We start from the raw sequence: 22635 nt of genomic DNA on the forward strand, positions 1-22635 counted from the left end.
CGGTTCACTTCCCGATGCCGAAGTGGCCCTGGCCCTCGACCTTGGTGCGCAGCCGCTTGCCCTTCTCGGTGGCCTGGTCGTTGAGGTCCTGCTGGAAGTCGCGCATCTTGTGCAGCAGGTCCTCGTCGTGCGCGGCGAGCATGCGGGCCGCGAGGAGACCGGCGTTGCGGGCGCCGGCGACGGAGACGGTGGCGACCGGGACACCGGCCGGCATCTGCACGATGGACAGCAGCGAGTCCATGCCGTCCAGGTACTTCAGCGGCACCGGGACGCCGATGACCGGCAGCGGGGTGACGGAGGCGAGCATGCCCGGCAGATGGGCGGCGCCCCCGGCACCGGCGATGATCACCTTCAGTCCGCGGTCGGCGGCCTGCTCGCCGTACGTGATCATCTCGCGGGGCATGCGGTGCGCGGAGACGACGTCGACCTCGTAGGCGATCTCGAACTCGTCCAGGGCCTTGGCCGCGGCCTCCATGACGGGCCAGTCGGAGTCCGACCCCATGACGATGCCAACAACAGGGCTCATTCGGTGATCGTGCCTCTCAGGTAGCCGGCTGCGTGACGGGCGCGCTCCAGCACGTCGTCCAGGTCGTCGCCGTAGGTGTTGACGTGTCCGACCTTGCGGCCGGGCTTCACGTCCTTGCCGTACATGTGGATCTTGAGCTTGGGGTCGCGGGCCATGCAGTGCAAGTACGCGGAGTACATGTCCGGGTAGTCGCCGCCCAGGACGTTGACCATGACCGTCCACTTGGCGCGCGGGCGCGGGTCGCCGAGCGGGAGGTCGAGGACCGCGCGGACGTGGTTGGCGAACTGCGAGGTGATCGCGCCGTCCTGGGTCCAGTGGCCGGAGTTGTGCGGGCGCATCGCCAGCTCGTTGACGAGGACGCGGCCGTCGCGGGTCTGGAACAGCTCCACGGCCAGGTGCCCGACGACGTCCAGCTCCTTGGCGATGGTCAGCGCCATCCGCTCGGCCTGCAGCGCGAGCGACTCGTCCAGGTCGGGGGCGGGGGCGATGACCGTGTCGCAGACTCCCTTGACCTGCTGCGACTCCACCACCGGGTAGGCGACGGCCTGGCCGTGCGGGGAGCGTACGACGTTGGCGGCGAGCTCGCGGACGTAGTCGACCTTCTCCTCGGCGAGGACCGGGACACCGGCCCGGAACGGGTCGGAGGCCTCCTCGGCGGTCTCCACGACCCACACGCCCTTGCCGTCGTAGCCGCCGCGGACGGTCTTCAGGACGACCGGGAAGCCGTCCCCTTCCGCCGCGAAGCGCACCACGTCCTCCGGATCGGCCACGATCCGGTGCCGCGGGCACGGGATGCCGATCGCGTCGAGCTTCGCGCGCATCACGCCCTTGTCCTGGGCGTGCACCAGCGCGTCGGGCCCCGGACGCACGGGGATGCCGTCCGCCTCCAGGGCCCTGAGGTGCTCGGTGGGTACATGTTCGTGATCGAAGGTGATCACATCGCACCCGCGCGCGAACTCACGCAGCGTGTCCAGATCGCGATAGTCGCCGATGACGACATCGCTCACGACCTGCGCCGCCGAGTCCTGGGGAGTGTCACTGAGAAGCTTGAACCTGATGCCCAACGGGATGCCCGCCTCGTGCGTCATACGCGCGAGCTGCCCCCCGCCGACCATGCCGACTACCGGGAACGTCACACCTCTAGCGTATCGGCCACGCCGGGGCAGCCGGATCGCGTCCCTCTCACGATCTCTTACCGGTAGCTTTCCGCCCTCTTTCCGACCTGTTTCCGACCTGTGGCCCGGTGCGGAGGCATCGGTGAGCCCGCCTGGATAGCATGGCTGGGCTGACGAAACCTACCGACGGGAGCTGCACAGCCATGGAACCTCGTTCCTCGGGGCTGCAACGGCTCGTACGCGAGGTGGCCAAGTTCGGCACCGTCGGCGTTGCGGGCATCTTCGTCAACCTCGGCGTCTTCAACCTCGTCCGGCACGTCTCCGACCTGCCGGTGGTGCGCGCCAGCATCATCGCGACGGTGGTCGCGATCGCGTTCAACTACGTCGGTTTCCGTTACTGGACGTACCGGGACCGCGACAAGGGCGGCCGCACCAAGGAACTCACGCTGTTCCTGTTCTTCAGCGCGATCGGCCTGGTGATCGAGAACGGCGTGCTGTACGCGGCGACCTACGGGTTCGGCTGGGACAGCCCGCTGCAGAGCAACGTCTTCAAGTTCGTCGGCATCGGCATCGCGACCCTGTTCCGCTTCTGGTCGTACCGCACCTGGGTGTTCCGTGTGCAGCCGACCCGGGAGGCGGAGTCGATCCTGGTGGCCGAGTCGAAGAAGCCCTACCCCGAGCCGGAGCCCAAGTCGCAGCGGGTTCCGTAACCCGGTTCAGCGAACCGTCGGCCGGTCCTCCTCCGGCTTGCGGGCCGGCGGCGTACGGGACAGGAACAGCCCGAACACCGGCGGCTGGGCCTGCAGCAGCTCCAGGCGGCCGCCGTCGGCCTCCGCGAGGTCGCGGGCGACGGCCAGGCCGATCCCGGTGGAGTTCCGTCCGCTGATCGTCCGCTCGAAGATGCGCGCGCCGAGGTCGGCCGGGACGCCGGGGCCCTCGTCGGTGACCTCGACCACGGCCTGGTTGCCGGTGACCCGGGTGCGCAGCGCGACCGTGCCGCCGCCGTGCATGAGGGAGTTCTCGATCAGCGCCGCCAGCACCTGGGCGACCGCTCCCGGGGTGCCGACGGCCTGCAGATGCCGCTTGCCGGAGCTGACGATGGCCCGGCCGGCGCTGCGGTAGGCGGGCCGCCACTCGGCGAGCTGCTGCTGGATGACCTCGTCCAGGTCGAAGGTGACGGCGGAGCCGGTGCGCGGGTCGCGGGAGTTGGTCAGCAGCCGCTCGACCACGTCGGTGAGCCGCTCCACCTGGGTGAGCGCGACGTTCGCCTCTTCCTTCACGGTGTCCGGGTCGTCGGTGAGGGTGATCTCCTCCAGCCGCATGGACAGCGCGGTCAACGGGGTGCGCAGCTGGTGGGAGGCGTCGGCCGCGAGGCGCCGCTCGGCGGTCAGCATGCGCCCGATCCGCTCGGCGGAGGAGTCCAGCACATCGGCGACCCGGTCCAGCTCGGGGACGCCGTACCGCTTGTGCCGCGGGCGCGGGTCGCCGGAGCCGAGCCGTTCGGCGGTCTCGGCGAGGTCGGTCAGCGGGGAGGCGAGCCGGTTGGCCTGCCGTACGGCGAGCAGAACGGCGGCGACGACCGCGAGCAGCGCCACCAGCGCGATGATCAGCAGGGTCCGGCCGACCTCGCGGGTCACCGCGGATCGGGGCTCCTGCACGGTGACCTGCTCGCCCGACTCGCCCGCCTGCGAGGCGCTGATGACGTCGCCCCGCGGCTGGGTGCCGATCTCTATCGGGGCCCTGCCGGGCATGCGGATCACCGCGTACTGGTCCTTGCTGACCGGGTTGCGCAGCACGTCCGCGTTGACGTTCTCGGCGGCGAGGATCCGGCTGTCCACGATGCTGGCCAGCCGCACCGCCTCGGACTCCACCCGCTCCTGGGCACTGTTGCTGATCGTCCGGGTCTCGACGATCACCAGGGAGATGCCGAAGACGGCGATCACCACGAGGACGACGGCGAGGGTGGACTGGATGAGACGTCGGCGCATGTTCGGTTACCTGAGGTGATCGCTGGGCCTCCGGCGGGGGCTCAGCTCTTCTCGAAGCGGAAGCCCACGCCTCGTACGGTGGCGATGTAGCGCGGGTTCGCCGCGTCGTCGCCGAGCTTCTTGCGCAGCCAGGAGATGTGCATGTCGAGCGTCTTGGTGGAGGACCACCACGTGGTGTCCCAGACCTCGCGCATCAGCTGGTCGCGCGTGACGACCCGGCCGGCGTCCCGCACCAGCACCCGCAGCAGGTCGAACTCCTTGGCGGTGAGCTGCAGTTCCTCCTCGCCCATCCACGCCCGGTGCGACTCGACGTCGATCCGCACCCCGTGCGTGGCCGGCGGCTGCTGCGGCTCGGCGGCGCCGCGCCGGAGCAGTGCCCGCACCCGGGCGAGCAGTTCGGCGAGCCGGAAGGGCTTGGTGACGTAGTCGTCGGCGCCCGCGTCCAGGCCGACGACGGTGTCCACCTCGTCGGCCCGCGCGGTCAGGATGAGGATCGGCACGGTGTGGCCGTCGGCCCGCAGCCGGCGGGCGACCTCCAGGCCGTCCATGCCCGGCAGGCCCAGGTCCAGTACGACCAGATCGACGCCGCCCTGCATTCCGGCGTCGAGCGCGGTGGGTCCGTCCTCGCGCACCTCGACCTCGTAACCTTCCCGGCGCAGGGCGCGGGCCAGCGGCTCCGAGATGGACGCGTCGTCCTCGGCGAGCAGTACACGGGTCATGGAGTGATGGTAGACCGCCCGCCCACGGTGCTGGGGTGTGATCGCTTCCGCGGTCTCTTACCTTCGTACGCTGCTGGTACGAACCATTGGTCCGGGGATGCGATCGTAGGAGAGACCTTCGAATCCGTTTCTGCGGTTCCCCCGACACCTGTGATCCGCGTCTCAAGTCCTTCCATATCCGGCACTGTCCTGCCGTATGGTGACCTGAACGCCTGTAGTACACCCGGGGACCTTTGGCGATCACATGACGCTGAGGGTCTCTTTTGTGTGCGGGCTGATCAAGATCAGCCTTGAAAGGAATGACCTCTGGCCGGGCTCCGGACGCATCGTCGCGTCGGGGCGTGGATCCCGGTGGTCGCCGTCCACCGCTTCCGCGACCCGGAAACGGACTCCCCCTGGGCGTTGGGGGTGGGCGGCCGACCCTGCCGGTGCCGGCCGCACCCCCACCGGGCGCGCAACGCTCCAGAAAAGCGCGTCCCGACCAGCAAGGAACGACCATGGCGTCCAGCCTGACGAAGGACTCGGTCCGCCCGGGCACCCCCGGTTCCGAGAAGACCTTCTTCGGCCACCCCCGCGGCCTGGCCACTCTCTTCATGACCGAGATGTGGGAGCGTTTCTCCTACTACGGCATGAGGGCCCTGCTCCCGCTGTATCTGGTGGCCCCGGGCGGCCTGCACCTGAGCGCGGGCACGGCGACCGCGATCTACTCGGTGTACGTGTCGCTCGTGTACCTGCTCGCCCTCCCCGGCGGCTGGTTCGCCGACCGCGTGCTCGGCCCCCGCAAGACGGTCGCCGTCGCGGGTCTGATCATCATGCTCGGCCACCTGTGCCTCGCCCTGCCCGTGGCCGCCAGCTTCTTCGTGGGCCTCGGTCTCGTCGCCATCGGTTCGGGTCTGCTGAAGGCCAACATCTCCACGATGGTCGGCCACCTCTACAACGGCCCGGAGGACCCGCGCCGGGACGGTGGCTTCACCCTCTTCTACATCGGCATCAACGCCGGTGCCTTCGTCGCGCCGCTGGTCATCGGCACCGTCGGTGAGAACGTCAACTGGCACCTGGGCTTCGCCCTTGCCGCGCTGGGCATGGCGCTGGGTCTGGCCCAGTACCTGCTGGGCGGCCGTCACCTGAGCGCGAAGAGCAGCGAGGTCCCCACCCCGCTGACGGCCGACGAGAAGTCCGTCACCCTGCGCAAGGGCCTGACCTGGCTGGCCGTCGCCGCGGTCTTCTACGGCGTCGTCGGCGGCACCGGTCACTTCACCCTGAACTGGGCGCTGATCCCGCTCACCGTCATCGGTCTGGTCGTGCCGATCCTGGTCATCGCCCGGATGCTGCGCGACAAGGACCTGAGCACGACCGAGAAGTCGAAGGTCCGGGCGTACATCTGGTTCTTCGTCGCCGCCGCGGTCTTCTGGATGATCTACGACCAGGGTGGTTCGACCCTGTCGCTGTTCGCCGAGAAGAGCGCCAAGAACTCGATCCTCGGCTGGGAGTTCCCGGTCTCCTGGTACCAGTCGGTCAACCCGGTCATGATCATGGCCCTGGCGCCGGTCTTCGCCTGGCTGTGGCTGTGGCTGAACCGGCGCGCCAAGGAGCCGAGCACGATCGTGAAGTTCGCCTCCGGTCTGGTGCTGATCGGTGTGTCCTTCTTCGTCTTCCTCGCCCCGCTGTCGATCGCCGAGGGCGGTCACAAGGCCGCGGCGATGTGGCTGGTCGCGATCTACTTCGTGCAGACCATCGGTGAGCTGACGCTGTCGCCGGTCGGTCTGTCCGTGACGACGAAGATGGCGCCGGCGAAGTACGCCTCCCAGATGATGGGCGTCTGGTTCCTCGCCGTCACCGCGGGCGACTCGCTCACCGCGCTGATGTCGAACCCGGCCGTCGGCGGGGTCAACCTCGACAAGATGGGCTACGTCGGCCTGGAGGCGGCGCTCGCCGTGATCGCCGGTGTGGCGGTGTGGATGTACCGCAAGAACGTCAACAAGCTGATGGGTGACGTGCACTAGTCGCTGCCGCCGGGCCCGGCCCGGCCGACGGAGGGCCATCGCATCCCCGGGATGTGGTGGCCCTCCGTGCATGTCCGGGGGCTGCCGTGCGTCCGGCACCGCCGGAACCCGCCGTCGTGGTGACTCACCGTTGCGGCGGAGAGAAGTTACCGGCGTACTCTGCGGCCCGGCATGAAGGTGAACACCGCGCCGCCCAGGAGGATCGCCGTGCCCGCCACCAGGCCCAGTGCCTTGAGGGCGCCGTGGTCGCTCGCGCCGGTCTCGGCGAGGCCGCCGGAGCCGGAGGTGCTGCTGCCGCCGCCGGCCGAACCGCCGGAGGCGGACGTGCCTCCGGACGCGCCGCCCGGCTGCCCGCTGGTGTCCAGGGTGAGCGAGACCTCGGTCCTGGTCGGGGTGCACGTCGTGGTCGTGCCGAGCGCCTTGACCGTCAGGACCCCCGGCGACAGCGTCGAACTGCCGCTCGCGCCGGGCTTGTAGGTGCCGGTGAGGTCCGGGATCTCGATCGGGTCGCCGGACTTGATGGGCTGGGCGTTGGCCGGCCCCTCCACATGCACGGTGCCCTTGTCGGCACCGCCGAGCACCACCTCCATGGACGGCTTCACGGAGTCCTTGGGGATGTCGGCGGGGCTGTTCATCACCGACTTCTTGAACTGCACGGTGAGGTCGAAGTTCCCGCCGTTCTTCCGTGCGTCGATCTGCACCGGCGAGGTCGCGTTCTTGTCGCCGATCGGGGTCTTGCAGGCGTAGGGGATCTGCACCTCCTTGCCGGTGAAGTCGCGCTGTCCGCTGCCGCCGCTCGTGGTGGCCGTGGGGGTCGTCGAACGGGTGGGGGTGCTCGACCGCGTCGGCGTCGCCGACCGGGTCGGTGTGCTGCTGGACGTGCCGCCGCCACCGTCCGTCACCTGGATCGTCGCCGCCTTCTGCACGGTCTCCTTCGGCGAGCACCTGGTGTCCGTCGACATCGCGTTGACGGTGTACGCGTCCGGTGTCAGCGTCACCGCACCGGCCGCCGTCAGCTTCAGGCTGCCCTTCATGTCGGACAGCACCATGTCGCCGCCCTTGGGGATCGCGGGGTTCGTGCGCGTCCCCTGCATCGCGATGCCGGCGGTCTGCGCGCCGGCCGCCTTCAGCACTCCGGACGGCTGGACCGAGTCGGCGGGCAGGTCGATGATGTCGGGGTTCTTGGACGCGGCCTGGACGAACTTCCACACGACGTCCACCGTGTCACCGACCTTCGCGGTGGCCGGTGCGGTGATCTCGACCTTCGTGGTGCCGTCGACGGGACTGATGCCCGCCGGTGGCACACAGTGGGTGGCGTACGACACCTCGGCCGCCTGCGCGGGGCTCGCGGCGAGGCCCAGCAGGACGCCCGCACCGCTCAGCGCCAGCGCGGCGCCCGCGGCCGTCCCTCTCCTTCGGATGCTCACGTGGGTCCCTTCGTGGTGGGAGTCGTAGGACTCGACGGGCTGTCGGCGTGCGGTGCGGAGAGCCGGCCGGCCGGGTCGCCCGGGACGGAGCCCGGGGTGAACCACGGCAGGGTCGGGTTCGTGGGGGGCGGTTCGGGGGTCCGGGAGCGCGACAGCGGCAGCCGCAGCGCGGGCCGGGACGGCAGCCTGCGGCCGCTGCTGCGGGAACCGCCCGGGTGGCGCGGCCGTACCCGGTCCACCACGGCCATGCCGATGCGGAACAGCGCGGCCGGGACCACCAGGCAGAGCAGGATCCAGAACAGGGTCACGCCCCAGGGGCGGCCCACGCCCCACGGCTGTTCGGCGAGGACCCTGCCGTCGTACTTCAGGGACACGGTGTAGTCGCCGTGCGCCCCGGCGGACAGTTCGACCGGCAGCCTGACCTCGGCGCGTCCGCCGGGCGCCAGGGTGCCGTGCCACTGCCGGTCGTCCCACTGCGGGGCGAAGACGCCGTGGGCGGAGCCGACTTGGAAGACGGGGTCCTTGATCGCGCCCGTGCCGGTGTTGCCGACGGTGAAGACCAGGGTGCGGCTCGGCGGCGCCCCGAACCAGGTGAGCGGTCCGCTCGACCCGGTCAGCCGGGTGTCGGACAGGATCGCCAGCCGGCCCCCGGACTGTTCGGCGGGCAGCGGGGCGACGGGGTGCCCGGCGACCTGCAGGACGGCGTCCGCCTGCGCCTCGGCGCCGGTGACGGTGGCCACGTGCACCACGCAGGGGCAGGGTACGGGCGGTTCGGCGACCGGGAGTCTCCGGCGGAAGCCGCCCCGGGCGTCGGTGGTCACGGCGCGGCCGTCACCGTTGGCACAGGAGTTGGTCCCGCCGATGACACCCCGGGACGGTGTGGCCCGCCCACACACCAACAGCATCAGCAACGTGTGCGACCGCCAGCCGCTACCGCTGACGGTGACCGCTCCCCCGGCGCCCCCCTGCGACGCCGACAGCGTCACCACCGGCCCGTCCGCCGCGACCGCCGCCCGCCCCGAGAAGGGCACCACCAGCAGCGCGAGCACCACCGCCAAGGTGGACAGCCGCAGAGCCCCTGCCTTTCCGCTCACTTCACCGCCCCCTCCGCCAACGCACCGCCACAAGGGCCGCCCCCGGCAACGCCGTCCGCCCCACGGACCGGCCGACCGCCGGACGGCGTACGGCGTCGGTACCGGTGTGCGGCAAGCGCCGCGCCCGTGATCAGCAGCAGGGCACCGGCCGTGGCCGCCGGCGCCGGCCACGGCACGAAGTGGGCCGTCGCGGTCGCCGTGTCATGGGCTCCGCCCGGGGCCGTCACCGTCAGGCGTACGTCGACGGCGTCCAGCGCGGGCCGGTCGGGCCACGGCTCGGTGAGCTTCAGACGGGTACCGGGGCGCAGGCGGACGGGCAGGGGGCGGGCGGCGCGGTCCAGGACCCGGCCGAGGATGCCGTCGGCACGCACCGCGACCCTCGGTACGAGGACGGTCGTACCGCGGTTGACCAGCTCGTACGTGATGCGATCGGCGTGCACGGCGAGGTGCTCGACGGTCAGTGCGGCGAGCGCGGGGCCGCCCACGCGCAGCCGGATGGGGACGGTCGCGGTATGCCCCCGTGTGTCGCGCGCGACGACGGCGGCGGAGCGGTCGCCGGGCGCCGCCCCGACCGGCACGGTCACGGTGAAGGGCACCTCGGCGCGGGTGCGGGCCGGGACACGTATCCCAGTCCCGGCCCGCTCGGCGAAGACGGTCCGCAGGCCGGTGCCGGACAGCCGTACGACGACCGGCGCCCGTCCGGGATTGGTGACGGACACCGTGTCCCGCAGGACCGTCCCGGGCGTGCCCTCGGCATAGAAGGACGGACGGCCACCGCCGGCGGGCGCGACGGACCAGCCCGCGGCGGCCGAGGCCCGGGGCGTGGCCCCCGGCGCGGCGGCCGAGACACGGGGTGCGACGCCCAGCACGGTGCCGAGCGCGGCGCACAGGCACAGGCCCGCGGGCAGGACGGCGCCGGCCCGGAACAGGGCGCGGACCGGGGGCAGGCGCCGGTGGCGGATCAGGGCGCGGGCGGCGGACGGCATGGGCGGCTCCGGCGGGGCCTCGGTGCAGTGGGGCCTCGGGTCGAGTGGGGCCTCGGTTCGCGGGGTTCGGTGGGGCTCTGCTTCGGCGGGGCCCGGGCGTCAGCGCCGCACCGTCTGCCCCCGTCGGGTCAGCCAGAGCGCGCCCGCCGTGCCGGCGAGGAGCACCGTGCCGCCGAGTGTGCCGAGGGCGACGGCGGAGTCCTCGGGGCCGGTCTGCGGGAGCTGTCCGCCGGAGGAGGCACCGGAGGAACCACCGGAGGCCGAGGACGAAGAGGAAGACGACGAGGACGTGGACGAGGAGCCGCCGGCTGCGGTCACGGCCAGGGTCAGGCCCGGTTCGGGGCTGTTGGCCGGCGTGCAGGTCGTCGTCGTACCGAGCGCCTTGATGACGAGCGTGCCCGGCGTGAAGGTGACCTTGCCGGACTTCTTCGGCGTGTACGTGCCGCTCAAGTCGCTGATCCTGATGGGGGTGTTGGCGGGGATCGCGGCCGCGTTCGGGGGCCCGCTGACCGCGAGGGTGCCGCTGTCGGCACCGCCCAGCCTGATGGTGGCGCTCGGACTCATCGCGCCCTTGCCCAGCTCGACCGGGCTGGAGGAGACACCCTTCTGCCAGGTCATGGTGATCTTGTAGCCGCCGCCGCTCCTGACGCCCGTGATGTCGATGGGCGAGACGGCGCTCTTGACGCCGATCGGGGTGTGACAGCGGTAGTCGACGTCGACCACGTCGGCGTGGGCGGCCGGCGCGGACAGCAGCACCGCCGAGCCGGCCAGGGCCGCGGCGGACGCGAGCGTGGCGGTTCGTTTCGGGTACGACACGGTCGGTCCACCCCATTCGTTGCGGATTCGCTCCGGCGAGCAGTTCCTGACGGCACATCAGATTCGGCCGTCAAGGTACGCCCGGCGCCGTGAGGAGGGAAGACGCATCACACGCCGGAGTTGTGACGATCCGGCGTGTGTGACGGGTGGCCGGAGTGGAGGGTGGGCCGGGCCCCCTACGGCCGGCGCAGCACCTCCGGCAGCCCCCAGCGCCGTAGCACCTCGGGAACGACGACGGTGCCGTCGGGCCGCTGATGCTGTTCCAGCAGGGCCGGCACCAGGCGGCTGGTGGCCAGGCCCGAGGCGTTCAGGGTATGGACGTGGACCGCCCTGCCGCCGCCGGCCGGGCGGTACCGGATGCCGCCGCGCCGGGCCTGGTAGTCGCGGGCGTTCGACACCGAGCTGACCTCCGTGTAGGCGCCCAGGCTGGGCAGCCAGACCTCGACGTCGTACGTGCCGGCCTGGGCGGCGCTGGTGTCCCCGGCGGCGAGCCGGGTGACCCGGTAGTGCAGGCCCAGGCCGGCGACCGACTCCTCCGCCCGGGCGAGCAGTTCACGCTGGGCCGCCTCCGAGTCGGCGGGCCGGGTGAGCTGGAACAGTTCGACCTTGTTGAACTGGTGGCCGCGCAGGGTGCCCCGCTCCGCGGTGCGGTACCCGCCCGCCTCCTTGCGGTAGCAGGGGGTGTAGGCGACGTACTTGAGGGGCAGCTCGCGCTCGTCCAGGGTCTCGCCGTGGTGCAGGGCGGCGAGCGCGGTCTCGGCGGTGGGCAGCAGGAAGCGCTCGGGACGGCCGTCGGGCCCGTGGTCGGTGACGAAGACGTCGTCGGTGAACTTGGGGAACTGGCCCGCCGTGTAGCCGGCCTGCCAGGTCAGCAGGTGGGGCGGCAGTACGAAGGTGTAGCCGGCCCGGCGGTGGCCGTCCAGGAAGTGGTTGAGCAGCGCCCACTCCAGTGCGGCGCCCTCGCCCCGGTAGACCCAGTTGCCGCTGCCGGCGAGCGCGGCGCCGCGCCGGTGGTCGACCAGCGCGAGGTCCTCGGTGAGGCGGACGTGGTCGAGGGGCGGAAAGCCGAACTCCGGGCGGGCGCCCTCGGTACGGACGACCTGGTTGCGCTCCTTGCCGCCCGCGGGCACGTCCGGGTCGGGGAGGTTCGGCAGGCCGTCGAGGAACGCGCGGTGCCCGGCCTCCAGCCGGCCGTGCGCGGCGGTGGCCTCCGTGACCCGGTCGGCCAGTTCCGCCGCCCTGCCGAGGAGTTCCCCCGCCGGTTCGCCGGCCCGGCGCCGGGTCGCGATGTCCGCCGAGACGCGGCGCCGTTCCCCACGCAGCCGCTCCAGGGCCGTGCGGGCCTCGCGCAGCTGTCGGTCGAGGGCGAGGAAGGCGTCGAGGTCGACGTCCAGGCCGCGTTTGGCGAGGCCTTCGCGGACGCGTTCGGGGTGCTGCCGGATGAGGGTGATGTCAAGCATGGTGCTGCCCAACTGTGCGGCGGGGCGGCACAGTCCGCCCCGGGTCGGTTCCCTCGGGGCGTGGGCGAGAGGGTGCTCGCGGTGCCACCACGCCTTCGCCGTCGTACGACGGCCTCGTCGGGCCCGATGACGGGGGCCGGCCGGCGGGGCATTTCCTCCCCGCACTCGGGAGGGGATTCACCCCGGGGTGCGAGGCCGCCTTCACAGCGGGTGGCGGCTCTCTCGGCTCGCCGGCCCCGGGCTACTTGTCTCCGTCAGCGCGTTGCGCCCAGGCTAGGGGGTGCCGTACCCGGCGAAAACCGAATTTTCCGCGCGCCACGTACGGACGGGAACCCGATGGCCTACGCCGGTGCGCCCAGCTCCGCCCACACCGTCTTGCCCGGCCGGCCCGCGGCGCGGACGACGCCCCAGTCCAGGCACAGCCGCTGCACGATGAACATGCCGTGCCCGCCCGGGCGGCCGGCGCGGTGCGGGGTGCGGGGTGCCGGCTGGCCGGTGCCGCGGTCCGAGACCTCGACCCGGATCACCTTGTTGTCGCAGGCCAGGAGCAGCTCGTCGGGCCCCTCGGCGTGCAGGCAGGCGTTGGTGACCAGCTCGGAGACGACGAGCAGCACGTCCTCGGCGGCGGCCCGCTGGTCGGCGCCGGCGGCGGGCAGCCAGCCCCACGCGTACAGCGCCTGGCGGGCGAAGTCGCGGGCGAGCGGGACGACGCCGCTCTCGCCGCGCAGGCCGAGTCTGCGGACCTGCGGGCCGCCGGTGCCCTGAGTGCCGCCGGCAGGTCCGGACGGTGCGGCTGCCCCCGTGGGCACGCCTGCGACAGGCGCGCCCCCCTCGGACGCCCCGGAAGCGCCGCTGGGCTCCGGGCCGCGGTCGCCCGGCGAGTAAGGCCGGGTGGTGCTCATCAGCGCTTCACCTCACCGATTCACCAGTTCACGATTCAAAAGGCCGGCACCGGTCCGTGCCGACCGGTCCATAGGTCGTCCGCCCGGCGTCCGCCCGCCGCCCGCGCGGGGTGTTCTGCTCGCCCGTCCGTCGCACGTACGTCCTGTCCAGTCGTTTCGCCGGTCCCGGGGCGGTCCGGGGGCCGGCGGTCGTCGGGGGTCTCCCGCTTCCTGCCCTCTCCTGCCCGGCCGATCCGGCGCGACACCCCTGTCTTCGGCGTGACGAACGCAACGACCGGGGGCCGGCGGCACACGGGAGGGCGGGACGGCGGGCTCAGTCGGCGCCGTCGGTCAGGGCCGCCTCCACGGAGTCGTGCACGGTGAAGACCGCCTCGGCACCGGTGATCTCGAACACCCGGGCGACCACCGGCTGCATCCCTGCCAGATGGACCCCGCCACCGGCGGCCTCCGCCTTCAGCCGGGCGCCCAGCAGGACGTTCAGGCCCGTGGAGTCGCAGAACTCCAGGCGCGAGCAGTCCACGACGAGGCGCGAGAAGCCCTTGTCCAGGAGGTCGTCGAGGGGCTCACGCAAAAGATCGGCGGTGTGGTGGTCGAGTTCACCCGCCGGTGTCACAACGGCGCTGGAGCCCTCTTCCCGCACCTCCACCAGAAGCCGGCCCGACTGTGCGCTGCCGACCGTCCCGTGGTCCATGCCGTCTCTCTCCCGAGGTCGTGGACGCTGACTGCTCTCGAACATTACGCCCTCCATGCACACTCCGGCACCCGAAGAACCTCACAGAACCGGACATACCTGAACAGAACGCACTTGCGATCGTCTCGGTGAAGCGGGTAGGGCTAGTAAGGACACCTACCCCTACACGCCGGCTTCGGAGGCGCCGCACACCGCAGTGCACGCACGGCTTCGGCAGCCATATGCCGAGAACGATGGAGGACACCATGTCACCCCGGCTCGACGCATCGCATACCCCGTTCGCGACGTCGACACCCCCACCGGAACAACTGGATCATCCCATCGACGCCCTCGATGCCTTCGAGGGACTCCCGGAGATCCCCCCGTACGACGAGATCGGCCCGGTCGACGCGCGGGCCCTGTCCAAGACCCTCTTCGAGCGTCTGGAGTCGCTGGAGGAAGGGACGCACGAATACTCGTACGTCCGCAACACCCTCGTCGAGCTGAACCTCGCGCTCGTCAAGTTCGCCGCCTCCCGCTTCCGCTCCCGCAGCGAGCCGATGGAGGACATCATCCAGGTCGGCACCATCGGCCTGATCAAGGCGATCGACCGCTTCGAACTCGCCCGCGGTGTGGAGTTCCCCACCTTCGCGATGCCGACCATCATCGGCGAGATCAAGCGTTTCTTCCGCGACACCTCGTGGTCCGTGCGCGTGCCGCGCAGACTGCAGGAGCTGCGCCTGGACCTGGCCAAGGCCGGGGACGAGCTGGCCCAGCGGCTGGACCGCGCGCCGACGGTCGCGGAACTGGCCGAGCAGCTCGGCATCTCCAACGACCAGGTCGTCGAGGGCATGGCCGCCTCGAACGCCTACACGGCCTCCTCGCTGGACGCCCAGCCCGAGGAGGACGAGACGGAGGGCGCGCTCGCGGACCGCATCGGGTACGAGGACCACGGCCTGGAGGGCATCGAGTACATCGAGTCGCTCAAGCCGCTGATCGCCCAACTCCCGCAGCGGGACAGGAAGATCCTCTCCCTGCGTTTCGTGGCGAACATGACGCAGTCGGAGATCGGCGAGGAGCTCGGCATCTCCCAGATGCACGTCTCCCGGCTGCTGTCGCGCACCCTGGTACGGCTGCGCAAGGGGCTGACGCTCGAGGAGTGACCGGCGGGTCCCCGCCGCGGTGACGCCACCGGAAGCGGCCCGGCCGTCGGTGCCGGGCCGCTTCCGCGTGTGCGCCGCCCACCTCTCCAAGTGCGTGGGTATCCACGGTCCGTGCGGCCATTCCCGGATTCCGGCCGCAGCCCGGCCCAACTCGCCCTGAGGTCCCAACCGTTATGCGGTTACCCACGGAAACCCCTTTTCCCGGCCGTCCCCCTCGACCACTATGGCCCCCCATACCGGCTGGTTGGCCGGGCCGGGGCCGTGACGGCACGGTCGCCCGTGGTGCGAGGAGGCTGGACGATGGCTCAGGGGGACGGGGCCGGGACGGGCGGAACCGAGGCGGGCGCGGAGTACGAGGACGTACCGGACGCCCGGCTCACCGAACTGCTGCGCTCCTCGGCCGCGACGGCGTACCCCGCGCTGCAGGAACTGCGCCGCCGGCACCACCCGGCGGTGCTGGCCTACGCCCGGCTGTGCGCGGCGAGCGAGCCCGCCGCCCGTCGGCTGGCGGCCGAGGCCGTCACCACGGCGGCCCGCGAGACGGCCCGGGGGGTCGAGCCCGTCGTCCCGCTGCGCCACCGGCTCCTGCTGCTGACCGCCGGGCTGGCGGCCGCCTGGGCACGCGACGAGCGCGCCACCGGCCTCGACCCCGGACTGCTGCTGATACTGAACGCGTCCGGCCTGCCCGACGGCCCCACTCCGCCCCTCCTGCCCGCGTTCCAGTCGCTGCCGTCCCGCACCCAGGGCCTGATCTGGTACGGCGCGCTGGAGGAGGAGCCGCAGGAGCGGACCGCCGCCCTGCTCGGGCTGAGCCACGCGGACGTGGCCTACGGCACCCCGCAGGCCCTCAAGGCGCTGGCCCAGGCCTGCCTCCGCCTGCGCCTCGCCGGCTCCGACGACCCGCGCTGCGCCGACTTCCGGCGGCTGATCGAGGAGGCGGTACGGCCGGACGGGCCGCGCTACAGCACCGACCTGGACGCCCACATGGCCCGCTGTCCGCACTGCACGGCCGCGTTCGAGGAACTGCGGGCCCTGCGGGACGCGCCCCGGCAGACCCTGGCGGAGGGCCTGCTGCCGTGGAGAGGGACGGCGTACACAGGCGACGACGTCCGCACCGAGGAGCCGCCGGCCGTCCCCGCTCCGCCCGCCGTACGGGGGACCCGGCCGCCCCGGCGCCGCGTCCTGTTCACCTCGGCCGCCCTGGGCGTCGCCCTGACCCCGCTGCTGGTCTTCCTGCTCACCCCGGCGCACGGCGACGACCGGCAGCCGACGGCCGCGACACCCACGCCTCCCCCGGTGACGGTGACGGCGACGGTCTCCGTCACCCCGTCCCCCACCCCCTCCCCCACGAAGTCCCCGTCGAAGCCGTCGTCGAAGCCGCCGTCGAAGTCGCCGTCCCCGACGCGGACTTCGGCCCACCCGACGACCGCGCCCCCGTCACCCCGGCACACCACCACCCCCGGGCCGCCCCCCTCCTTCACGCCCCCGGGCACCTCCTTCGCCCAGGTGGTGAACGTGGCGACGGGCCGCTGCCTGGACATCCGCGACGGCGATCTGTCCGAGGGCAACGACGTCATCACGGCCCCCTGCTCCTTCGCCGACACCCAGCGCTGGCGCTTCGACCCCTACCTGGGCGTGCTCCGCTCGGCAGCCGACGACCGCTTCTGCCTGGACAGCCGGGGCTCCGTGGACCGGGGCGTCGGCATCTGGGAGTGCGACGCGGTCTACAGCGGCAACGGCGACAACCTGCGCTTCGCCATCGACCCCGACGGCACGATCCGCCCGGACATCGCCATCGAGACGGCGGTGACCCCCTACGGCCGGCACGGGGTGGCCCTGCAGCCGCTGGACGACAGCGAGGACCAGCGCTGGCGGGCCGGGGCCCGGTAGTGCCGGGACGGCTCGGGGAAGCCGGCGGGTCACCGGCTCCGGCTGGAGACCAGGGCGGTGCGGGTCCAGTGGATCAGCTGCTGGACGATGCCCCGGGCCCGGGCGCTGTGCTGCGGGAAGAACGGGAGCAGCATCAGCGCCGGCGCCGAGGCCACGGTGACCACGAGCAGCGGCACCAGCGCGAACAGGACGATCAGAACACGCTGTACCCAGCGGGCACCCGCCGTCAGAAACGTCCCCGAGGAGTGCATGGATGAGCAGTCCTTTCCGTGAGTGACGACCTGCCCACCACCCTCCGGCGGCTTCGGTAGGTTGCGGAACCGGCAACCGTTGCCATTCCAGGGCCAAGCACCGGGGGGATCACCGATGACCGAACTCGCCTGCCCGGCGGGGGTTTCCGGCGCCGTCGAGCGAGGAGTCGTACGCGAGGTTGCCGCGCTGGGCAACGCGTTGACCGAGCTGTTCAACACCCTGGGCCTGTCGCAGAACGCGTACGCGGTGCGGGTGTCCCTGGACAAGTCCGTCGTCTCCCGCTTCCTGCGGGGCCGCCGCATCGCGACGCAGGACTTCGTCGACCGGCTGGTGCGCGAGGTCGAGGAGAACCGGGGTGCTCCGGTCAAGCCCGAGGCCAAGGACCGCTTGGCCGAGCTCCGGCTGGCGGCACTCCGTGCGTGCGATCCGGATGTCTACGAACTGGAGTCCCTGCGCGCCGAGATGAGGAAGTCGCGGCGCGAGGTCGAGATGCTCGTGCGGCACCAGGAAGCCCTGCACGATCTGCTGGACAAGCGGGAGTCCGAGATCGACGCCGTCCAGGGCGAGTTGGAACGCGTCCGGCGCGACGGCGTCACGGAATACGTGCGCGCGGAGCGGGCGGAGGTGGAGCTGCGCGAGGCCACCGAACACCACTCGGCGGAACGGGGCCGGCTGGTTGACGAGGTCGCCCGGCTGAAGCGGGAACTCGCCGAGGTCGCCGCGATGAAGGAGCAGGCGGAACAGCGCTGCGAGGACCTGGAGACGCGCGTCCGGGAGATGGAGGAGGAGCTCGCCCGCAGCCGCGAGGGGGCCGGGGAGGCGTCACATCTGCCTTTCGAGGCGTTTCTGGCTCAGCTGGAGCACCAACTCGACGTGGGGGACCAGCGGGGGGTCACACTGGAGGCGACCCAGGCGGCATGGGAACGGCCGATCAAGGAAGTCGTCCGGCTCATGGCCTGGTTCGGGCAGCGGCAGGACTTCTCCCGGCGGGACCGCATCGTGGTGGACGTCGTTCACTCCCGCTCCCTCGACGACCTCGCCGCGTTCGGAACGGCGCTGCGCCCACTCGGCTTTCCGCGCCCCAGAAGCCGTGTGCTCACCCCGGCTGCGATCGTGCTGCTCAACGAGGAGGTGGTGGCCATCCGATCGGTCGAGGAGATCGCGACACTCCACACCCGCTGGGCGGAACCCGACCGGAAACGGCGCGTCACCAGGAGGGACCTGATGGCGACGCTGGTCAAGTCCGACAGGAGCGTGGGCGATGTGGCCCGGGTCATCGCCCGGCTCGGCCCCGACGACGAGCTGTCGAACCGGCACATCACCCAGGCCGCCGAAACGGTCGAGCCTGGGCGTCTCGCCGCCCTCATCCCCCTTCTCGCCGGGAGCGATCGGGAGGACCTGGTGGCTCCGCTCTGCCGTGCCCTGACCCAGCAGCTCCCCCTCAGGTCTGCGATCGCACTGGACATGCGGGGTCTGGAGAACATGAGCGAGGAGCACGCCGAGCTTCTCGTCAGGGCGCTGCTGCGGGCGGTCACCCTCGACGCGGTCGTCGTGTTTCTGGCGAGGATCTGTGACGCCTACGACGAGGGGCGTCGGGCAGAGCCCGTGGTGACCGCCTTCTTCGACGCCCTGAAGTCGGCCGGCGGACTCGCCGACGTGGCGTCGTTCGTGGCCAAGAACAAGGGGAGGCGGCTGGGCCTGCCGAGCGCGTGCACTCAGCTGCACATGCGCTTGAGGGCGTGGTCGGCCACCGGGAGCTGAGCCGGCTCGCTCCCTGTCACACCACCCGCACCCCGCGTCGCCACACCCCGCCGACCAGCGGCACGCCCGGCCGGTAGGCCAGGTGGACGTGGCTCGGGGCGTCCAGGAGGACGAGGTCGGCGTAGGCGCCGGGGGTGAGGTGGCCGATGTCGGTGCGGCGCAGGGCCGCCGCGCCGCCCGCCGTGGCCGACCAGACCGCCTCGTCCGGAGTCATCCGCATGTCACGGACGGCCAGAGCGATGCAGAAGGGCACGGAGGAGGTGAAGGAGGAGCCGGGGTTGCAGTCCGTGGACAGGGCGACCGTGACACCCGCGTCCAGCAGACGGCGGGCGTCCGGCCACTCGGCGCGGGTCGAGAACTCGGCGCCCGGCAGGAGCGTGGCCACCGTGCTGCCGCTCGCCAGGGCGTCCACGTCCGCGTCCGTGAGGTGGGTGCAGTGGTCGGCGCTGGCCGCGTCCAGCTCGACGGCCAGCTGGACGCCGGGGCCGTAGGAGAGCTGGTTGGCGTGGATGCGCGGGTGCAGGCCCTTCGCCTTGCCTGCGGTGAGGATCGCGCGGGCCTGGTCGCCGTCGAAGGCGCCCTTCTCGCAGAAGACGTCGATCCAGCGGGCGTGCGGCGCGCAGGCGTCCAGCATCTCGCCGGTGACGAGGGCGACATAGGCGGCCGGGTCGTCGGCGTAGTCCGGGGAGACGATGTGCGCGCCGAGGTAGGTCACCTCGTCGGTGTGCTTCGCCGCGAGGCGCAGCGCCCGGGACTCGTCCTCGACCGTGAGGCCGTATCCCGACTTGGTCTCGAAGGTGGTGGTGCCCTGGCGGAGGGCCTCGTCGAGGTAACGGGTCAGGTTCGCCTCCAGTTCCGCGTCCGTCGCGGCGCGGGTGGCGGCGACCGTGGTGCGGATGCCGCCCGCCGTGTAGGAGCGGCCGGACATGCGGGCGTTGAACTCCTGGGTGCGGTCCCCGGCGAAGACCAGGTGCGAGTGCGAGTCCACGAAGCCCGGCAGCACCGCCCGGCCGCCCGCGTCGACCCGATTGTCAGTGGCGGGTGCTTTGCTGGCTTCACCGGTCCACACGACGCGGTCGCCGTCGATGACGACGGCCGCGTCCTGGATCAGACCGAGGGGGGAGCTGTCACCGAGGGAGGGGTCATTGGTGACCAGCGTGGCGATGTTGGTGATGACGGTGCTGCTGCTCATGGTGTCCTCGTGGGTGGTCGTCAGGCGCGGAGGGCTTCGACTGCGCGCGCGAGAGCTTGCGGCACATCGGGTACGAGGGCGTGCGCGCCGTCGCGTACGACATGCCGGCCGCCCACGACCGTGTGCCGTACGTCTGCCGCCGTCGCCGCGAATACGGCCGTCTCGGCGCCGAGGCGCGGCACCGGCCCCGCTGTTCTGACGGAGTCCAGGGCGATGGTCGTGAAGTCGGCCAGTGCTCCCGCCTCCAGGGTGCCCGCATCCTCCCAGCCGAGAGCGGCGTGGCCGTCGGCGGTGGCGGCCCGCAGCAGCGCGGCAGCCGTCCAGTGTCCCCGGGTGCGGGTGCGCAGCCGCTCGTTCAGCTCCATGGCGCGCGCCTCTTCGAGCAGGTCGATGACGGCGTGGCTGTCGGAGCCCAGGCAGAGCGGTGAGCCGGCCCGCTGCAGGGCAACGGCCGGACCGATGCCGTCGGCGAGGTCCCGCTCGGTCGTCGGGCACATGCAGGTGCCGGTGCGGGAGCCGCCGAGCAGAGCGATGTCCTCGTCGGTGAGGTGGGTGTTGTGCACACCGGTGGTGCGCGCACCGAGGACACCGTGGTCGGCGAGCAGCCGGGTGGGCGTGCAGCCGTGCGCGGCGAGGCAGGCGTCGTTCTCGGCCGTCTGCTCCGACAGATGCACATGCAGCGGCGCCCGCCGCTCCTCGGCCCACCCGGCGACGGTCGCCAACTGGTCGGCCGGTACGGCCCGTACGGAGTGAATCGCCGCCCCGATCCGCGCGTGGTCCCGCTCCTTGAGAACTGCACAGCGTTCGGCCCAGGCCTCCGCGCTGCCGTCGGAGAAGCGCAGCTGGTGGGAGTTCGGGGCCTCGCCACGGTGCTTGTTCACGATGGCGGAGGAGAGATAGCAGGTGTCGAGGAGGGTGATCCTGATGCCGGCCTCGGCGGCGGCCGCGATCAGTGCCTCCCCCATGGCGTTGGGGTCGGCGTAGGGGGTGCCGCCGGGCGCGTGGTGCACGTAGTGGAACTCGCCGACAGCGGTGATGCCGGCCAGGGCCATCTCGGCGTACACCGCGCGCGCCAGGGCGTGGTAGGTGTCCGGGGTCAGGCGGTCGGCGACGGAGTACATCACCTCGCGCCAGGTCCAGAAGGTTCCGGAGCCGACCTGGACGGTGCCGCGCAGCGCACGGTGGAAGGCGTGGCTGTGGGCGTTGGCGAGCCCCGGCAGGGTGAGCCCGCGCAGTACCTCCGCACCGGGCGGCGCCATGGGCGTCCCGGTGCGGACCGCGCCGATCCGCCCGTCCTCGGCCTCCAGCACGACCCCCGGCTCGACGTGCGTGCCGAGCCAGGCGTGCTCCAACCAGTAGGTCCGCTTGGTCACCTGCAGGCCAGCCCTTCCAGTACGTCGGCGAGCGCGTGCACCCCGGCCACGCAGTCGTCCTCGGCTGCGAACTCGGCCGGGGAGTGCGAGACCCCGGTGGGGTTGCGTACGAACAGCATGGCGGTGGGGATGCTGCCGGAGAGGATTCCCGCGTCGTGTCCGGCCCCGGTTCCGAGCACGGGCACCTTCAGGCCGGTGTCCTTGCCCAGGATGCGGCCGAGTTCGTCGCGCAGGGCGTGGTCGAACTCGACGACCGGGGTGAAGGACTCGCGCACGACGTCCAGGTCGATGCCGTGGGCGTCGGCGTACTCGCGTGCGGCCTTCTCGATGCCGCCGACCACCGTGTCCAGGGTCTCCTGGTCGGCGGCGCGGGAGTCGAGCCACCCGCGCACGAGGGAGGGAATCGCGTTCACGCCGTTGGGCTCCACCGCGATCTTCCCGAACGTGGCGACGGCACCGGCGAGCGCGGCCTCCCGGCGGGCGGCGAGCACGGTCTCGGCATAGGACAGCATCGGGTCGCGCCGGTCGACCAGCCGGGTGGTGCCGGCGTGGTTGGCCTCGCCCCGGAAGTCGAACCGCCAGCGGCCGTGCGGCCAGATGGCACTGGCGATGCCCACCCGGTCGCCGGACAGGTCCAGCGCCCGTCCCTGCTCGACGTGCAGTTCGACGAAGGCGCCGATCCGGGCCAGCCGCTCGGGGTCGGCCCCGATGCCCTCGGGGTCGTGTCCGGCGGCCTCCATGGCCTGCGGGAGGCTGACCCCGTCCCCGTCGGTGAGCCGGTGGGCCTGCTCGACGCTCAGCTGCCCGGCGGTCAGCCGGGACCCGACACAGGCGAGCCCGAACCGGGCCCCTTCCTCGTCGCCGAAGTTGACGATGGCGAGGGGTTTGGTGAACCGCGCGCTCCTGCTCCGCAGCTCGTCCAGGGCGGCGAAGGAGGACACGACCCCGAGCGGCCCGTCGAAGGCCCCGCCGTCCGGCACGGAGTCGAGGTGCGACCCGGTGACCACCGCGTCTCCGGCCGCCGGGTCCCCGAGCCAGGCCCACTGGTTCCCGTTCCGGTCGACCTCGTACGCCAGCCCACGCCCCTCGGCCTGCTGCCTGAACCAGGCCCGGCAGTCGGCGTCGGCGCCGGTCCAGGCGTAACGGCGGTAGCCGCGGGACTCGGCGTGCCGCCCGATGGGGAGCAGCTCGCGCCACATCTCGTGGAAGGAACGCGAGCCAAGCTGAGAGTGGGGGAGGGTGGGCACGGCCGAACCCGCGGACGGCGACGAGGCCTCAGCCCCCACCGAGGAGGTGCC

20 protein-coding genes are annotated in these 22635 nt (G+C 72.1%); 5 read left to right on the forward strand and 15 right to left on the reverse strand.

The annotated features are described in order from the left end of the window. Positions 1 to 4: 4 nt before the first annotated feature. Together purE and ACZ41I_RS29705 are read right to left on the reverse strand one after the other, a co-directional pair. Entirely contained in the window at positions 5 to 526 is a 522-nt protein-coding gene (gene purE / locus ACZ41I_RS29700) for a 5-(carboxyamino)imidazole ribonucleotide mutase (protein WP_468515505.1), read from the reverse strand. Further along, positions 523 to 1662, reverse strand: a complete 1140-nt coding sequence (locus ACZ41I_RS29705) for a 5-(carboxyamino)imidazole ribonucleotide synthase (protein WP_363216471.1) — start codon at positions 1660 to 1662, stop codon at positions 523 to 525. Before ACZ41I_RS29705 ends, purE begins: the two co-directional genes overlap by 4 nt. A gap of 182 nt (positions 1663 to 1844) precedes the next feature. Between ACZ41I_RS29705 and ACZ41I_RS29710 the strand changes: the two genes are divergently transcribed. Then, positions 1845 to 2351 carry a GtrA family protein gene (locus tag ACZ41I_RS29710; protein ID WP_363216470.1) on the forward strand — a complete coding sequence of 169 codons (507 nt, stop codon included), beginning with the start codon at positions 1845 to 1847 and terminating at the stop codon, positions 2349 to 2351. Between the two features lie 6 nt (positions 2352 to 2357). Here the strand turns inward: ACZ41I_RS29710 and ACZ41I_RS29715 are convergent, their stop codons facing one another. After that, positions 2358 to 3629: an ATP-binding protein gene (locus ACZ41I_RS29715; RefSeq protein WP_363216469.1), complete on the reverse strand. Its 1272-nt coding sequence runs from the start codon at positions 3627 to 3629 to the stop codon at positions 2358 to 2360. Between the two features lie 41 nt (positions 3630 to 3670). Next, a complete protein-coding gene (locus tag ACZ41I_RS29720) occupies positions 3671 to 4348 on the reverse strand; it encodes a response regulator transcription factor (RefSeq protein ID WP_053661516.1) in 678 nt (225 codons plus the stop codon). A gap of 497 nt (positions 4349 to 4845) precedes the next feature. Here ACZ41I_RS29720 and ACZ41I_RS29725 point away from each other — a divergent pair, with 497 nt between their 5' ends. Next, on the forward strand, positions 4846 to 6351 hold the full coding sequence (locus tag ACZ41I_RS29725) for a peptide MFS transporter (protein WP_468515506.1): 1506 nt from the start codon (positions 4846 to 4848) through the stop codon (positions 6349 to 6351). Between the two features lie 146 nt (positions 6352 to 6497). Here the strand turns inward: ACZ41I_RS29725 and ACZ41I_RS29730 are convergent, their stop codons facing one another. The 7 genes from ACZ41I_RS29730 to ACZ41I_RS29760 form a co-directional block, all read right to left on the reverse strand. Further along, positions 6498 to 7778, reverse strand: a complete 1281-nt coding sequence (locus ACZ41I_RS29730) for a hypothetical protein (RefSeq protein ID WP_468515507.1) — start codon at positions 7776 to 7778, stop codon at positions 6498 to 6500. Further along, positions 7775 to 8872: a hypothetical protein gene (locus ACZ41I_RS29735; RefSeq protein WP_468515508.1), complete on the reverse strand. Its 1098-nt coding sequence runs from the start codon at positions 8870 to 8872 to the stop codon at positions 7775 to 7777. Before ACZ41I_RS29735 ends, ACZ41I_RS29730 begins: the two co-directional genes overlap by 4 nt. Next, positions 8869 to 9858, reverse strand: a complete 990-nt coding sequence (locus ACZ41I_RS29740) for a COG1470 family protein (protein WP_468515509.1) — start codon at positions 9856 to 9858, stop codon at positions 8869 to 8871. Before ACZ41I_RS29740 ends, ACZ41I_RS29735 begins: the two co-directional genes overlap by 4 nt. A 99-nt stretch (positions 9859 to 9957) precedes the next feature. Further along, entirely contained in the window at positions 9958 to 10674 is a 717-nt protein-coding gene (locus ACZ41I_RS29745) for an LPXTG cell wall anchor domain-containing protein (protein ID WP_468515510.1), read from the reverse strand. Between the two features lie 176 nt (positions 10675 to 10850). Then, the gene (serS, locus tag ACZ41I_RS29750; RefSeq protein ID WP_468515511.1) at positions 10851 to 12134 is read right to left on the reverse strand and encodes a serine--tRNA ligase; all 1284 of its coding nucleotides are present in this window, start codon (positions 12132 to 12134) and stop codon (positions 10851 to 10853) included. Positions 12135 to 12475: 341 nt separating this feature from the next. Further along, positions 12476 to 13036 (reverse strand): ATP-binding protein, encoded by a 561-nt coding sequence (locus tag ACZ41I_RS29755; protein WP_363216462.1) that lies wholly within the window; start codon positions 13034 to 13036, stop codon positions 12476 to 12478. Between the two features lie 313 nt (positions 13037 to 13349). After that, the gene (locus ACZ41I_RS29760; protein ID WP_363216461.1) at positions 13350 to 13727 is read right to left on the reverse strand and encodes an STAS domain-containing protein; all 378 of its coding nucleotides are present in this window, start codon (positions 13725 to 13727) and stop codon (positions 13350 to 13352) included. Between the two features lie 245 nt (positions 13728 to 13972). Between ACZ41I_RS29760 and ACZ41I_RS29765 the strand changes: the two genes are divergently transcribed. Both ACZ41I_RS29765 and ACZ41I_RS29770 read left to right on the forward strand, forming a co-directional pair. After that, on the forward strand, positions 13973 to 14869 hold the full coding sequence (locus ACZ41I_RS29765; RefSeq protein WP_399774009.1) for an RNA polymerase sigma factor SigF: 897 nt from the start codon (positions 13973 to 13975) through the stop codon (positions 14867 to 14869). 300 nt (positions 14870 to 15169) lie between these two features. Further along, entirely contained in the window at positions 15170 to 16759 is a 1590-nt protein-coding gene (locus tag ACZ41I_RS29770; protein ID WP_468515512.1) for a ricin-type beta-trefoil lectin domain protein, read from the forward strand. Positions 16760 to 16788: 29 nt separating this feature from the next. On the opposite strand, the gene ACZ41I_RS29775 is transcribed toward ACZ41I_RS29770, so the two are convergent. Then, positions 16789 to 17010 carry a hypothetical protein gene (locus ACZ41I_RS29775; protein WP_363215505.1) on the reverse strand — a complete coding sequence of 74 codons (222 nt, stop codon included), beginning with the start codon at positions 17008 to 17010 and terminating at the stop codon, positions 16789 to 16791. Positions 17011 to 17125: 115 nt separating this feature from the next. On the opposite strand from ACZ41I_RS29775, the gene ACZ41I_RS29780 reads away from it, so the two are divergent. Continuing rightward, a complete protein-coding gene (locus tag ACZ41I_RS29780) occupies positions 17126 to 18772 on the forward strand; it encodes a helix-turn-helix domain-containing protein (protein ID WP_468515513.1) in 1647 nt (548 codons plus the stop codon). Between the two features lie 16 nt (positions 18773 to 18788). On the opposite strand, the gene hutI is transcribed toward ACZ41I_RS29780, so the two are convergent. Genes hutI through ACZ41I_RS29795 form a run of 3 tightly spaced genes read right to left on the reverse strand, consistent with a single transcriptional unit; the run spans position 18789 to position 22536 of the window. Further along, a complete protein-coding gene (gene hutI, locus ACZ41I_RS29785) occupies positions 18789 to 19964 on the reverse strand; it encodes an imidazolonepropionase (protein WP_468324430.1) in 1176 nt (391 codons plus the stop codon). 20 nt (positions 19965 to 19984) lie between these two features. Next, positions 19985 to 21343 (reverse strand): formimidoylglutamate deiminase, encoded by a 1359-nt coding sequence (locus ACZ41I_RS29790; RefSeq protein WP_468515604.1) that lies wholly within the window; start codon positions 21341 to 21343, stop codon positions 19985 to 19987. Next, positions 21334 to 22536 carry an allantoate amidohydrolase gene (locus ACZ41I_RS29795; protein WP_399774267.1) on the reverse strand — a complete coding sequence of 401 codons (1203 nt, stop codon included), beginning with the start codon at positions 22534 to 22536 and terminating at the stop codon, positions 21334 to 21336. Before ACZ41I_RS29795 ends, ACZ41I_RS29790 begins: the two co-directional genes overlap by 10 nt. Positions 22537 to 22635 lie beyond the last annotated feature (99 nt).

The organism is Streptomyces sp. NPDC030799 (assembly GCF_055572255.1).